This is a genomic window from Phenylobacterium sp. (assembly GCF_036264965.1).
In the GTDB taxonomy this organism is placed as follows: domain Bacteria; phylum Pseudomonadota; class Alphaproteobacteria; order Caulobacterales; family Caulobacteraceae; genus Phenylobacterium.
The window spans coordinates 37,268-51,059 of the sequence record NZ_DATAPY010000022.1; the positions used below are offsets into that span (position 1 = coordinate 37,268).

Below are 13,792 nucleotides of genomic sequence, written 5' to 3' on the forward strand. Positions count from 1 at the left end.
AGTCGCGCGAGTCCCTAGAGGCTGTATCTCACCCCGGCCGCAACCAAGCCGCGACCGCAAATCCTCAGTCTCACGACTTGGCATCCTGAGGCGCTGGGAGCATTACGGCGTCATAAGATGACGGGGTGGGTCGGAGCACGGGCGTCAAAGCATCACGGCCCATCGCGGGACACCCGCGGTGAGCCCAACTGTCACATTCCATCACCGGCGGTCGGGCCCCTGATTGTGGTGGGGCGCCCGTATTGCCATGTTAGTTACCCGCCGATTGAGGCCTCTCGGAGTTCCTGGATGTACGACGCGCCCGCCCCCCAGCTTACAGAAGCCGAGCTTCGCGCGCTCGACGCCCAATATTGTTCCTGGGGGGACACGGTCCACTACCTGGCGCAGCCCAAGTTCTTCGAAACTTGCGAAGGCTCGTACATGTACGACGCCGAGGGCCGGGCCTATCTCGACCTGCAGATGTGGTATTCGACGGTCAACTTCGGCTACCGCAATCCGCGGCTGAACGCCGTGGCGCATCACCAGCTCGACACCCTGCCGCAGATCGCCTCGTCGCACCTGCATCGGGAAAAGGTGGAACTCGCCGCCCTGATCGCCCGGGACGCCGAGGCCAAGTTCGGCGCCAAGGGCCGGGTGCATTTCAACGTCGGCGGCGCCCAGGCCGTCGAAGACAGCCTGAAGCTCGTGCGCAACGCCTCGGGCGGGAAAAGCCGGATGCTGGCGTTCCAGGGCAGCTATCACGGTCGCACCCTGGGCGCCTCGTCGATCACCTCGTCCTATCGCTACCGCCGCCGCTACGGCCATTTCGGCGACCGCGCCCACTTCGTGGAGTTCCCCTACGCCTTCCGCGGTCCCAAGGGCATGAGCAAGGAAGAGTACGGCGAGAAGATCGTCGCTGACTTCGCCCGGTTGTTCGAAAGCGAGTTCCACGGCGCCTATGACCTGAAGGCGCAGGAAAGCGAATTCGCCGCCTTCTACGTCGAGCCGGTGCAAGGTACGGGCGGCTACGTCGTCCCACCGCTGAATTTCTTCAAGAACCTCAAGGCAGTCCTCGACCAGTACGGCATCATGCTGGCCGTGGACGAGGTCCAGATGGGCATGTACCGCACCGGCAAGCTGTGGGCGATCGAGCACTTCGGCGTACAGCCGGACGTGATGATCTTCGGCAAGTCGGTGACCAACGGCCTGAACCCGTTGTCGGGCATCTGGGCCAAGGAAGCCTTCATCAATCCGACCGTTTTCCCGCCGGGCTCGACGCACTCGACCTTCAACGCCAACCCCATGGGCACCTCCGTCGCGCTGGAGACCCTGAGGATGGCGATGGACTCCGACTACGAGCGCAGCGTGCCGGAGAAGGGCGCGCATTTCCTGGAGGGCCTGAAGGACCTGCAGAAGCGCTGGCCGCAGATCGGCGACGTCGACGGCCTGGGCCTGGCGCTCCGCTGCGAGCTTTGCGAGACGGACGGCTTCACCCCCGACAAGGCGTTGATGGACCGTATGGTCGCCGAAGGCCTGAAGGGCGACCTGGACGTCGACGGCAAGAAGATGGGTCTGATCCTCAACGTCGGCGGCTACCACAAGAACGTCATTACGCTCGCCCCCTCGCTGAACATCACCTACGAGGAAATCGACCTGGCGCTGAAGCTGCTCGATACGCTGCTGCGCCGCTGCGTCACCACCTGAGGACGGCCGCAATGCGCGCGGCGCTCCTCCATCTCGATGCGGCGCTGACCGGACAAGAGGCGCTGGCCGAAAGAGTGGCGCAGGGCGGCGGGCGCGCCCTGGACGCGCGCCAGCTTGGCCCGGCGCTGCGCCTCTGGAGCCGTCCGCCGGCCTTGGAGCAGCTCCGCCAGCGCCTGCGCGACGATCTGCCGGCCAGCACCGGCCCGGCCATGGTGTTCTCCGGCTCCGGCGATTTCCATCATATCAGCCCGCTCTTGCTGGAGCGGGCCCTGGAAGCGGCGGATTGTCCGGCGGTGACGGTGCTGCACTTCGACAACCACCCGGACTGGGTGCAGTTCGGCCCCGGCGTCCACTGCGGGTCCTGGGTTGGCTGGGCCGCGCGGATGCCGCAGGTGGCCCGGGTGCTGACCGTGGGCGTCTGCAGTCCCGATATTCGCCGGCCAAACCCGCGCCGCGCGGACCTGGACCTGGTGACCGAGGACCGGCTGGAACTCTACGCCTATCGCGAACCTGACGGCGCGGACGCCGTGGCGCTCTGCGGCCGTTCATGGCCGACCATCGAGGCCATGGGTGAGACGGCCTTCGCCGAATTCCTGGCCGGCCGCGTGCCCACCGAGGCGATCTACATCACCATCGACAAGGACGTGTTGGCCCCCGCTGACGCGGCCACCAACTGGGACCAGGGCCGCACCAGCCTGGACTTCCTCAAGCGCCTGATCGCGCCCCTGCTGGCGAGCCATCGGGTGATCGGGGCCGACGTGGTCGGCGACTGGTCTGCGGCGGTCTATGGCGGCGGGCCACTGGCCGGCCTGATGAAGCGCGGCGAGGCCCTGCTGGACCAGCCCTGGTCTCGGCCTGCCGCGGCGGCCTGCGCGGCCAACGAAGAGGTCAATCTCGAACTCCTCGACCTGATCTCAGGCGCGCCGCGATGAAGACCCCGATCAAGGACCGCAGCTTCCGCATCCTGGGCGACAGCGGCAAGGGCGTGATGCTGATCCACGGCCTGACCGGCGCGCCGCAGGAGATGAAGTCCGTTGGCCGCGTCCTGCACAAGCGTGGCTTCAGCCTCTGCGGCCCCATGCTGGCTGGGCACGGCGGGACGGAGGCCGACCTCCTGAAGACCGACTGGCGCGACTGGGTGGACTCCGCCAAGCAGGCCTATCTTGATTTCGCCAAGGAGGTGGACGAGGTCTATGTGGCCGGCATCTGCGCCGGCGGCGCCATCGGCCTGGAGCTCTGCGCCGAGTTCCCGCAGATCAAGGGCGCGGCGGTCTATTCCATGCTGTTCGAATACGACGGCTGGAACATGCCCAAGATCACACTGGGCGCGCCAGTCATCCAAGCGGCGGCCAACCTGCCGCTGCTGCGCCGCCTGAGCTTCGTCCAGCCGCACCCCTATGGCTTCAAGGACGAGCGCCTCCGGGGCCTGGCGGAAAACGCGATCGAGTCGCTGATCCCGGGCGCCCTGGACCGCATGCCGCTGGGCTGCATGTACCAGCTCTACCGCCTGGCGCGGCACGTCGAGAAGATCGGGTCCAAGGTCCAGGCGCCGGTGCTGATCGCCCACGCCCAGGAGGACGACATGGCCAACCCGCGCAACGCCTATCGGCTGCAGCGGGCGCTGGGCGGGTTCAGCGAAGTGGTGATGCTGGAGGACAGCTATCACATGATCCACGTCGACCGGGAGCACGCGCGCCTGGGCGAGCTCACCGCCGGCTTCTTCGGCGGGGCGGCGGCCGTCGCGGCGCCACTCGCCCGCGCGACAGTCGAGGCCTAAGGCCTCCGATGCTACAGGTCAGTGTCGTCGACAGCCTGGACGGTGTCGGCCGGGCCGAGTGGGACGCGCTCTCGGGACAGACCCTGGAAGGCTACGACTACCTGCTGGCCGTGGAGCGCGCGAGTCTGCCGGACTTCCGCTGGCGCTATGTGCTGGTGCGCGAGGAAGGGACCCTGATCGCCGCCGCGCCGGCTTTCCACACACAATACGACCTGGAGACCACCCTCGTGGGGCCGGCCAAGCGGGCCATCGCGGCCGCGCGACGCCGGATCCCGGGCCTGCTGTCGCTGCGGCTGGCCGGCCTCGGCTCGCCCTGCGCCACGACGGTGGGCCTGGGGTTCGCGCCGCAGGTCGCCGAGGTCGACCGGCCGGCCATCCTGAAGGCGCTGCTGGCCGCCTTCGAGGCCGATGCGCGGGCCGCCGGCTGCGGTCTCTTCGCGGTCAAGGACGCGCCGCAAGGTCAGCAGGCGTTGTGGGACGCCGCCGCCCGCCCGCGGGGCTACCGCCCCATGGCCGGCCTGCCGATCGCGGCCCTCGATATCGACTTCGCCGACATCGACGGCTACCTCGCCCGGTTGACCTACACCGCGCGCAAGGACATGCGCCGGAAGCTCCGGGCGCTGGATGGCTTGCGCGTCGAAATCCGCGGCGAGGTCGATGACGTCGCCGACCAGCTCCATGCTTTCTACGAGGCCACCCGCGCGCGGGCCGACATGGCCTTCGAGCACCTGACGCCGGCCTATTTCGCCGGCGTGCCAAGGCTGATGGGGGAGCGCGCGCTCTGGGTGCTCTACTTCCAGGGCGAGGAGCTCGTGGGCGGCAATCTTTTGCTGCAGGACGGGTCCGCGCTGCTCGACAAATACGTGCTGATGGACCCGGCGCGGGGGCGCGCGCTCAACCTCTATTTCATCAGCTGGTTCACCAATCTACGGCTCTGCCTGGAGCGCGGGCTGGGCGCCTACATCCCCGGCCAGGCGGCCTACGACAACAAGCTGCGGCTTGGCTGCAAACTGACCCGAACTTCGATCTATTTCCGCCATCGCAACGCCGCGGTGAACGCGATCATGCAGGCCTTCGCGCCAATGTTCGCAGCCGACCCCACCGTCTAGGCTGGCCGGGTGGTCCGCGGCGGTTCAGGTTGACGCTTGGCGCCGGCCGGATGAGGCTGTAGGCCTCCGGCGGCGTCCGGATAGGGTGTAGGGCCGCGCTTTCGGCGGCCGGTTTTGGTGGAAGATACGTCGTCATGGCCCAAGTTGTTCCGAGCGACGACGAACTCTTCGACGTGATCTCCAAAGAAGCCCTCATCGACCGCGCGACGCTGACCCGCGGCGCCAATCTGGAAGACCTCGGCATCGCCTCGCTGGACGTCATCAGCGTGCTGTTCGAGGTCGAGGAGCGCTACGGCATCGTGGTCGAGGCCGAGGAGCTCGCCGACTGCAAGACCCTGGGCGAGCTGATCGACAAGCTGAAGGACCGGGCGCAGGCCACGGCCTCCGCCTGAGCGAGGCGCCTTAGGTGAACCGCATCGCCGTGACCGGCCTGGGGGCGATCTCGGCGCTCGGGGCTTCGGTCGAAGAGAACTGGCAGGCCGCGCGCGAGGGCCGCGGCGGCATCGCACGCACCATCATGGGCGACAGCCCCTACGGCCCCGGCGGGCTGGAGCTGCCTATGGCCCGCGTCGCCGAGGGCTATGAGGCGGCGCTGGACGAACGGCTGGGCAAACAGGTCGCCGGCGGTCTCGATCCCTTCGCCCGCTTCGCCTTGGCGCCGGCGCTGGAGGCGCTGGAGCAGTCGGGGCTGCGCGGCGACCCGGTGCTCAATGAGCGCACGGCGGTGATCTTCGGCCACGGCCTCGGCGGTCTCGCCACCTTGGAGACCGGCTACGAGCGGTTCTTCGGCCAGAAGTCGCCGCGCATGCATCCCTCCACCGTGCCGCGGGTGATGGTCAGCGCCGGGGTCAGCGCCGCGGCCATGGCCTTTGAGATCAAGGGGCCGGTGTTCGCCACCTCCAGCGCCTGCGCGTCTTCGGCCCACGCCATCGCCCAGGGCGCGGCGATGATCGCCATGGGCCAGGTCGACTGCGCCCTGGTGGGCGGCAGCGAGGCGGTCTCCACCGCCGGATCCGTGCGCGCCTGGGAGGCGATCCGCGCCATGTCGCCAGTGACCTGCCGCCCGTTCTCCGCCGACCGCGACGGGATGGTGTTGGGCGAAGGCGGGGCGGTCCTGATGCTCGAAGCGTGGGACCGCGCCACCGCCCGCGGCGCGAGCATCCTGGGCGAGCTGGTCGGCTGGGGCATGTCGTCGGACGCCTTCCACATCACCCAGCCCTCGCCGGAGGGTCAGGCCCGCGCCATGCGCCAGGCGGCGACCCAGGCGGGCGCGCTGGATCGCAACGACATCCTGATCTCCGCCCACGGCACCGGCACGCCGTTGAACGACGCGGCGGAGACCCAGTCGCTGGTCGAGGTGTTCGGCGAGCGGGCGCGGAGCCTGCCGGTGATCGCCACCAAGAGCGCGCATGGCCACCTGATCGGCGGCTCGGCGGCCCTGCAGGCGGTGATCGGCCTGCGCGCCCTGGCCGAAGGTTTTGCCCCGCCGATCCAGAACTTCAACCAGCGCGACCCGGCCTGCGACCTCAACCTGGTGTTGGGCGAGGCCCAGCCGATCGCCTCGCGCCTCCTGCTGCAGAACGCCTTTGCCTTCGGCGGCCTGAATGTGGCGCTGATGTTCGCGGCCGCCTGAGCCGGCGGCGGCGCACATTGGCGATCTTCAATTTTCGCCCCACGCCGCCGTCAGCCGCGGCCGCCTAGGTTGAGCTGGGCTCAACGCCCGCGTGGGAGGGATATGCGAGGTCTAGCCGGTTCGATGGCGCTGCTGGCGATCGGCAGCGCAGCGCCAGCCTTCGCCGAGGCGCCCGCGGCCAAGCCGTCCAGCCCGACGCCTTCCGTGGCGGAGGTGGTGGTCACCGCCGAGACGCCGCCCGCCCAGACGCTGCTCGACCGCAAGGTCTATTCCCTGACCAACGACCTGCAGGCCACCTCGGGATCGGCCGCCGATGTCCTGAACCAGGTGCCGTCGGTCGCGGTCGACGCCGACGGCAATGTCAGCCTGCGCGGCGACGGCAACGTCACCATCCTGGTCGACGGCAAGCCCTCGGCGCAGTTCACCGGCTCGTCCCGCGGCCTCAGCCTGCAGCAGTTCTCCGCCGCCGATATCGCCCGCATCGAGGTGCTGACCACGCCGCCGGCCCAGTTCAAGGCGGAGGGTTCCGGCGGGGTGATCAACATCATCACCAAGAAGACCCGGCGCGCGGGGCTTTCCGGCAGCGCCCAGATCAGCGCCGGCGAGTTCGGCCGTATGGTGAGCGCCCTCAGCGGCGCCTACAACAGCGGCCCCCTGAAGATCTCCGGCGGCATCGGCCTGCGCCATGACGTGCGCGAGCGGCTGACCACGACCAACCGCGACGTCCCCGACCCGGTCTCGAACGCGCTGGTCGCCAGCCAGCAGAGCATCGACGAGCGCCAGAAGCGCTGGACGCCTTCGGCCAAGGCCGGCGTCGACTACGACCTGAACGACAGCCAATCCATCGGCGCCTCGTTCAGCCACCGGGAACTGATCGGCCGGCGTTACTTCGACCAGAACGACTCCGACGGTCCGGCAGGCGGCGCCATCGCCGATCGCTCCGCGCGCCATGACGACGGCCACGACTGGAGCGTCGATGCAGCCGAGGGCCTGCACTTCGACCAGAAGCTCTGGCGGCCGCACGAGACGCTCAGCCTGAACCTGCAGCACAGCGTCGACCGCGAGCGCGAGAGCAACGCCTACCGCAACAGCTTCGCCCTGCCGCCCTCAGCGCAAACGTTCGATGAGCTGCAGCTCAGCCACGACCTGGTGAAGACCGAGTTCAGCGCCGACTACGACCTGCCCCTGTCCGGCGACCGGGAGGTCAAGCTCGGCTATGACTTGGAAAGCGACCGCAACCGTTTTGATCCGCGCGGCGGGACGATCGACCCGGTCACCGGCGCGATCACCGACAACCCGACCATCACCAACCACTTCCGCTACCACCAGACCGTCAACGCCGCCTATGGCCAGTACGAGACACCGCTGGGCCCGTGGAGGCTGCAGCTGGGCGCGCGGTACGAGGCCTCCGAGGCCACCGGCCTGCAGATCAACGGCGACGTCCTGAACCACCGCAGCGACTCGGGCCTCTACCCCAGCCTGCACCTGGACCGCGCCGTGGGCGACGAGGGCAAGTTCTCGCTGGGGATCGGCCGCCGGCTCACCCGGCCGGACTCGGAGATCCTCAATCCGTTCATCGACACCCAGGACACCCACAATCTGCGCGCCGGCAATCCCAACCTCGCGCCGCAGGATACCTGGTCCTACGAGGCGGGCTACCACATCGACGCCAAGGCGATCAGCTATGGGGCGACCGCCTACTACCGCTTCGACCGTAACAGCCTCACCGACGTGGTGCGGCCGATCAGCGACGAGGTGGTGCTGAGCACCAGGACCAACCTGCCGAAGAGCCGGTCGGCGGGCGTCGAGTTCACCGCCAACGGCAAGCTCGGCCCGCAGCTGGCCTACAACCTGAGCGGCGACCTGTTCGCCGCCCAGATCGACGCCACCGCCCTGGGCGCCTCCGGGCTGAAGTCGACCACGGGCCTCAACCTGAAGGCCAGCCTCGACTGGCGACCGACCAAGGTCGACACGGCGCAGATCTCGCTTAGCCGCCAGGACAGACGCCTGACGCCGCAGGGCTCGGTGGACGCGATCAATCTGGTGAACCTGGGCTACAGACGCCAGCTGCGGCCCGACCTCGCCGCCGTGGTGACGGTCACCGACCTCTTCGACGGCCAGAAGCTCCACCGCCTGATCGTCACCCCGCAGCTGCGCGACGACTATCTGCGCAACCAGTACGGCCGCATCGCCTTCGTGGGCCTGGTCTACAGTTTCGGCGGCCAGGCCAAGGCCAAGCCCAGCGCCTTCGACTATCAGTCGCAGTAGCCCTAGACCCTGTCCCGGCTGACTTGGATCAAGTCAGCCGGGAAAGAACAGGGTCGTCGCCTATATCTGGAGCCCGTCTTGTCCACTCAGGTTGATTCAACCTGAGTGGGAAGGGCTCGCGCCGCCGCTCAGGTTCGTGACGTCCGCCACAGCTCGCGCAGCCGCGTGGCCGCCAGCTTCGGCCGCCGGTCGCGCGTGAAGACGCCCTTCTGGTTCAGCGATCCTACCCGCATGATGCTCTGCGCGGTCTTGAAGTCGGCGAAGGCCCAGGGATGGGCGCCGACGATGAAGGGATGCCGTCGCAGCGCGCGCCAATAGGCCTCGATCAGGTCGGCCTGATATTCCTCGCTCCACATCTCGGAGGGGTGGGCATGGACGCCGGCCACCGCGTCCGCGCCGAACTCGGTGAACACCACGGGCTTGTCGCCGTGACGTGCGCGCAGCGCGGCGATCTCCCGCTCCAGTGTCGCCACGCCTTCGTCGATCTGCCCGGAGACCGCGTACCAGCCGTTGTAGGAATTGGTGCAGATCACGTCGCCCTGGCCGACCCATTCCGGCGGGCCGTTCTGGACGCTGACCAGGGCGACCGGCCGGGTGTGGTCGAGGCTGCGCGCGTGGGCGAACAGGCGCTTGAAGAACTGGGTCCCGGCTTCGACGGTGCCGGCTGGCGCCTCGTCGGTGGTGTGGAACGGCTTGGGGATCGGCTCGTTGGCCAGCGACCAGAGGATCACGCACGGGTGGTTCTTGTCCCGGTGGACGAGCTCTCCGAGCGCCGTCTCAAGCTGGCGGTAGCGCGCCTCGATGATCGGCGGCGGATCGGAGAACACCAGGCTGACGCCCGGCGTCTCGGCGATGACCAGGAAGCCGTATTCGTCGGCCAGCATCATCGCCTCTTCCGAATAGGGATAGTGCGAGGTGCGGAAGCTGTTGGCGCCGATCCACTTCAGCAGCTCGAAATCCCGCACCAGCACCGGCAGGTCGAGGCCTTTGCCGTGCATCGGGAAATCCTCGTGTTTGCCGAAGCCGGTGAGGAATACGGGCTTGCCGTTCAGCCGGATCTCGCTGCCGCGCACCTCGACGGTGCGCACGCCGACCTTCAGGCTGTACTCATCGATCGGCGTCTCGCCAGCGCCCAGCCGGACGCTCAGTTTGTAGAGGTGCGGGTCCTCCGGCGACCAGGCGCGCACCGCCGGCACGCGGATCTGACCGGCGCCGGCGCCGTCCCTCACCTGGACCGGCACTGTGATGGGCTTCGGCCCGTCGCCCAGGACCAAGGTCCCGGGGCCCGACCAGCCTGCGTTCACCGCAAAGGCCACGTCGACAATCCCCGCCGCCCCGGCGAAGCCGGTGGTCACGGTCATGTCCTGTACGGCGATGTCCGGCGTGGCGAACAGCACCGCCGGCCGGTGCAGGCCGCAGTAGGGGAAGAAGTCGTAGGCGGTCTGCGGATAGTCCTGCAGGTAGAAGTGCGCCGTCTTCGGATCGGGCGTCGCGGGGACCCGGTCGAGCTGGAGCTTGTTCTCGACGCTGACCGTCAACCGATTGGCCGCGTTGTCCCGCGCCAAGCCGGTGACGTCGAAGGCGAAGGGCAGGTGGCCGCCGACGTGTTCGCCCAGATAGTCGCCGTTCAGCCAGACGCGGGCGCGATAGACCGCCGAGCCGAAGCGCAGGCCAATCCGGCGGCCGCGCCAGCCTGAGTCGAGCTGGAACTCGGTCTCGTACCAGGCGGTCCCGAAGTAGTCGCGCGCGTCGTCGAACAGGTCGTTCCAGCTGCAGGGCACCGGGATGTGGCGCGGGGCCGGCAGTCCGGCTTCGAACCAGCGGTCGGCCTCGCCCCGGTCGCCGGGATCCAGCTGGAAACGCCAGAGGCCGGAGAGGTCGCGGGTCGAGCGCGTCGGGCTCTCGTGCGGATAGAGCAGGCTGGCCTCGGCGCGCCGGACGATCGGGCGGGTCTGGGCGGCGGCCTCCGTCGCGGTCGCGGCGGTCGCGGCGACCAGGCCGAAAGCGCCAACCGCTTGACGGCGCGTGAGCGCCGGGTGCGCCCGCGGCGTCGGATCGTCAGCCATGCTTCCCTCCCAGGAAAAGTCCCGCCGCCCTGAACGGGCAGTCGTCCTCGGCTTGCCTAGCGGACAGCGCCGTAGCGTTTGCGCTCGGCCGCGATGCGGGCGCGGGCCTGCTCCAGCTCATGCACCTCGGTGGCGGCGAGGAGTGAATCCAGAACCCGGGTCAGGTGCTCGCGCATGGCGCGGCGCGCGGCCTCGGGCGAGCGCTGCCGCAGGGCGTCCAGGATCGCGGCGTGCTCGTCGATCCGCGGCGTCACGCCGGCGGCATGGGCCTTGGCGCTGAGCAGCTGGGTCTGGGGCGAGCGCGCGCGGGCGTCCCACAGCATCTGGACCGCGGCGACCATGGCGCTGTTCTGGCTGGCGGTGGCGATCAGCATGTGGAAGCGGCGGTCGGCGTCCTCCGACATCACCACGTCACGGGCGTTCTCAGCCTGCATCTCGGCGACCAGCTCCTGCAGCTCCTGCAGCTGGTCATCGGAGATCAGCGCCGCCGCGAGCGCGGCGCTCTCGCCCTCGATCGCGCGGCGCGCTTCCAGCAGCTCGAAGGGACCGACATCCATCGCCCCGGCCTCGCCGCCGCGCGGCGCGCGGGCGGTGACATAGACGCCCGAGCCGAGTCGCACTTCCACCAGTCCGTCCAGCTCCAGGGCGATGATCGCCTCGCGGATCGTCGGGCGGGAAACGGCGTAGGCCTGGGCGAGATCGCGTTCCGATGGGAGGCGGCGGCCGAGGGCGTGCTCTCCGGCGGCGATCCGGCGGGCGAGGTCTTCCGCCACTCTTTCATACAGTCGGCCGGACTCGGACTTTGCGATCATGGCCCTTCATATCTGGTCAGGCCAATTGCGACAACCGGGCGCCGCCATCATCCGCAGCTCCGAGGCGGAAGCCGTTAGTGGTTCGGGAGGTTTTCATATTTCTGCCATACCAGTCATTGTGGCTGGCCTTACCAATATGGTAGGACCAATTCCAGGAGCGACCATAACGCTCATCGGGAACCAGGGGAGGAAACTATGAGGCGCTTGTTTTCCAGCACGTCGCTGTCGAACTGTGTGATCGCCGGGTTGATGGCTGTGGGCGGTGCGAGCGTGGTCCACGCCGCGGAGGCCCCCGCGGTCGACGAGGTCATCGTTACCGCCCAGAAGCGGGCGGAAAACGTCCAGAGCGTTCCCCAGGCCGTGCAGGTGGTTTCGGCCAACCAGCTGGCCGCCGCGGGCGTCCGCGAGTTCACCGACCTGACCAAGCTCGCGCCGTCCCTGGTGGTCCGGCCCGCCGAGCAGCCGGTCAATTCCTCGGTGTCGATCCGCGGCATCGGCACCTTCGCCTTCTCCATCGGGGTCGAGCCCTCGGTCGCGATCCAGGTGGACGACGTGCCGGTGGCCTTCCAGGCGCGGGCTTTCACCGACCTCTCGGACATCGAGCACATCGAAGTCCTGCGCGGCCCGCAGAGCACGCTCTACGGCAAGTCGGCCTCCGCCGGCCTGATCAACATCGCCACGCGCGCGCCGACGGCGGCGCTCTCGGGCAACCTCAATGTGCTGGGCACGACCGACGACGAATATGGCGTCGGCGGCTCGGTGTCGGGGCCGATCATGTCGGACAAGCTCGAGTACCGGCTGAGCGCTAACTACGACAAGTTCGACGGCAACGTTCGCAACGTCTTCAACGGCGACAAGGCCGGCGGCCGCGATTTCTACTCGGTCCACGGCAAGCTCCTGTGGACGCCGATGTCGAACTTCACCGCCACCGTCGGCTGGAACTATGTGAACGGCGGGACCACCGTCGGCCGTCCGTTCACCGCGCTGGCCCCCAACGCGACGCTTCGAGGCAACCCCGCCATCCCGCCGTCGGTCTTCGAGGCGGGCATCACCGTGGGCCCGGACAACACGAGCTTCGCCAACAACTTCAAGGCCAAGACCGACTACGAGGACAACAGCCAGTCGGTGAAGCTGGAATGGGACCTGGGCTTCGCGACCCTGGTCTCGGTCACCGGCAACGACAACTACACCGAGACCGATCTGCTGGACGTGGACGAGACGGCCAGCGCCCTGATCGACAACCGCCAGATCGGTGATTTCAAGTCGGGCCAGGTCACCCAGGAGATCCGCCTGGTGTCCCGCAGCGACCAGCCGTTCCGCTACACCGTGGGCGCCTTCTATGCTGACGTGGACTACGTGCGGAATTTCTTCCGCGGGCCGGTGTTCTCGCAAGCCCGCTGGTACGCCACTTCGGGCTCAAAACAGACGGCGGCCTTCGGACAGGCGGACTGGGAATTCATCCCAGGAACCACGCTGACGGGCGGCCTTCGCTATCAGGATGAGAAGATCGACTACACGTTCAACGACATCCTCAACAACGCCAAGTTCGCCGGCAACGCCACCGACGATTTCTGGACCTATCACGCAGCCCTGAACCACCAGTTCACCAAGGACATCATGGGCTACGCGTCCTACTCAACCGGTCACAAGGGCCAGACCTACGACCTGACCACCGGTTTCAACCTGAACCGCCAGCTTGCCGGCCCGATCCGGCCCGAGACCTCCAAGAGCTGGGAGGCCGGCATGCGCAGCCAGTTCTTCGAGCATCGCCTCACCGTGAACCTCACGGGCTTCTACGCCGAGTATCAGAACTTCCAGGCCCAGGGGATCGAGACCCTGCCGGACGGCACCTCCAACTTCCGCCTGACCAATGTGGGCAAGCTGCGGACACAGGGTGTCGAACTCGACTCCATGGCGCGGCTCACGGAGGAATTGAGGCTCGACGTCTCCGCGGCGTTCCTCGACGCCCAGATCACCAGCTTCCCCGTCGCCCAGTGCTATCCGCTGCAGACGGCGGCCCAGGGCTGCACCGGCTCGCCAGCCCGCCAGAACCTGACGGGCGCCACGCCGGCCCAGTCGCCGAAGGTGAAGCTGTCGGCCGACCTGGACTATGTCCATCAGCTTTCCGGCACGCCGTTCCAGCTCACCGGCACGGCGTCCTACGCCTACCAGAGCAAGATCAACTTCTCGCTGAACCAGGATCCTCAGACGATCCAGAAGGGGTACGGGGTCCTCAACCTCACGGCCGGCATCCGCAATCCGAGCCAGCACTATGAGGTCTCGGCCTTCGTGAACAACGTGTTCAATCAGCACTACTACGCCGACATCTTCGACCAGGCGGGCACCTACAACAACATGCTCGCCAACCAGGTGATCCTGCCCCGCGACTTCAAGACGTTTGGCGGCATCCGCGCGTCCTACTCGTTCTAGGAACGCCGCGCAGA

Annotated in this window: 10 protein-coding genes; 8 read left to right on the forward strand and 2 right to left on the reverse strand. The window is 68.1% G+C overall.

The window, feature by feature from the left end; all coding sequences use genetic code 11:
- The first annotated feature begins 288 nt into the window (after window positions 1–288).
- The 7 genes from VHS75_RS02275 (at window position 289) to VHS75_RS02305 (ending at window position 8,470) form a co-directional block, all read left to right on the forward strand.
- Window positions 289–1,683 (forward strand): aspartate aminotransferase family protein, encoded by a 1,395-nt coding sequence (locus tag VHS75_RS02275; RefSeq protein WP_329636977.1) that lies wholly within the window; start codon window positions 289–291, stop codon window positions 1,681–1,683.
- Between the two features lie 11 nt (window positions 1,684–1,694).
- Window positions 1,695–2,615 carry an arginase family protein gene (locus VHS75_RS02280; RefSeq protein WP_329636978.1) on the forward strand — a complete coding sequence of 307 codons (921 nt, stop codon included), beginning with the start codon at window positions 1,695–1,697 and terminating at the stop codon, window positions 2,613–2,615.
- A complete protein-coding gene (locus VHS75_RS02285) occupies window positions 2,612–3,460 on the forward strand; it encodes an alpha/beta hydrolase (RefSeq protein WP_329636979.1) in 849 nt (282 codons plus the stop codon). The genes VHS75_RS02280 and VHS75_RS02285 overlap by 4 nt, the downstream gene beginning before the upstream one ends.
- Before the next feature lie 8 nt (window positions 3,461–3,468).
- Complete coding sequence (locus VHS75_RS02290) at window positions 3,469–4,569, forward strand: GNAT family N-acetyltransferase (protein ID WP_329636980.1); 1,101 nt, start codon at window positions 3,469–3,471, stop codon at window positions 4,567–4,569.
- 134 nt (window positions 4,570–4,703) lie between these two features.
- Window positions 4,704–4,961 (forward strand): acyl carrier protein, encoded by a 258-nt coding sequence (locus VHS75_RS02295; protein ID WP_329636981.1) that lies wholly within the window; start codon window positions 4,704–4,706, stop codon window positions 4,959–4,961.
- A gap of 14 nt (window positions 4,962–4,975) precedes the next feature.
- Entirely contained in the window at window positions 4,976–6,202 is a 1,227-nt protein-coding gene (locus VHS75_RS02300) for a beta-ketoacyl-[acyl-carrier-protein] synthase family protein (protein ID WP_329636982.1), read from the forward strand.
- A gap of 102 nt (window positions 6,203–6,304) precedes the next feature.
- Window positions 6,305–8,470 carry a TonB-dependent receptor gene (locus VHS75_RS02305; RefSeq protein WP_329636983.1) on the forward strand — a complete coding sequence of 722 codons (2,166 nt, stop codon included), beginning with the start codon at window positions 6,305–6,307 and terminating at the stop codon, window positions 8,468–8,470.
- Between the two features lie 128 nt (window positions 8,471–8,598).
- Here the strand turns inward: VHS75_RS02305 and uidA are convergent, their stop codons facing one another.
- Window positions 8,599–10,536, reverse strand: coding sequence for a beta-glucuronidase (gene uidA / locus VHS75_RS02310; protein WP_329636984.1), 1,938 nt, complete (start codon window positions 10,534–10,536; stop codon window positions 8,599–8,601).
- A gap of 56 nt (window positions 10,537–10,592) precedes the next feature.
- A complete protein-coding gene (locus tag VHS75_RS02315) occupies window positions 10,593–11,309 on the reverse strand; it encodes a FadR/GntR family transcriptional regulator (RefSeq protein WP_329636985.1) in 717 nt (238 codons plus the stop codon).
- 234 nt (window positions 11,310–11,543) lie between these two features.
- Between VHS75_RS02315 and VHS75_RS02320 the strand changes: the two genes are divergently transcribed.
- A complete protein-coding gene (locus VHS75_RS02320) occupies window positions 11,544–13,778 on the forward strand; it encodes a TonB-dependent receptor (RefSeq protein ID WP_329636986.1) in 2,235 nt (744 codons plus the stop codon).
- The last annotated feature ends 14 nt before the right edge of the window (window positions 13,779–13,792 follow it).

What these genes read in the sequence shown, in the direction of transcription:
- VHS75_RS02275 (WP_329636977.1), top strand. Translation starts at nt 289, where the DNA reads ATGTACGACGCGCCCGCCCCCCAGCTTACAGAAGCCGAGCTTCGCGCG.
- VHS75_RS02290 (WP_329636980.1), top strand. Translation starts at nt 3,469, where the DNA reads ATGCTACAGGTCAGTGTCGTCGACAGCCTGGACGGTGTCGGCCGGGCC.
- VHS75_RS02320 (WP_329636986.1), top strand. Translation starts at nt 11,544, where the DNA reads ATGAGGCGCTTGTTTTCCAGCACGTCGCTGTCGAACTGTGTGATCGCC.
- VHS75_RS02285 (WP_329636979.1), top strand. Translation starts at nt 2,612, where the DNA reads ATGAAGACCCCGATCAAGGACCGCAGCTTCCGCATCCTGGGCGACAGC.
- uidA (WP_329636984.1), bottom strand. Translation starts at nt 10,536, where the DNA reads ATGGCTGACGATCCGACGCCGCGGGCGCACCCGGCGCTCACGCGCCGT.
- VHS75_RS02295 (WP_329636981.1), top strand. Translation starts at nt 4,704, where the DNA reads ATGGCCCAAGTTGTTCCGAGCGACGACGAACTCTTCGACGTGATCTCC.
- VHS75_RS02305 (WP_329636983.1), top strand. Translation starts at nt 6,305, where the DNA reads ATGCGAGGTCTAGCCGGTTCGATGGCGCTGCTGGCGATCGGCAGCGCA.
- VHS75_RS02280 (WP_329636978.1), top strand. Translation starts at nt 1,695, where the DNA reads ATGCGCGCGGCGCTCCTCCATCTCGATGCGGCGCTGACCGGACAAGAG.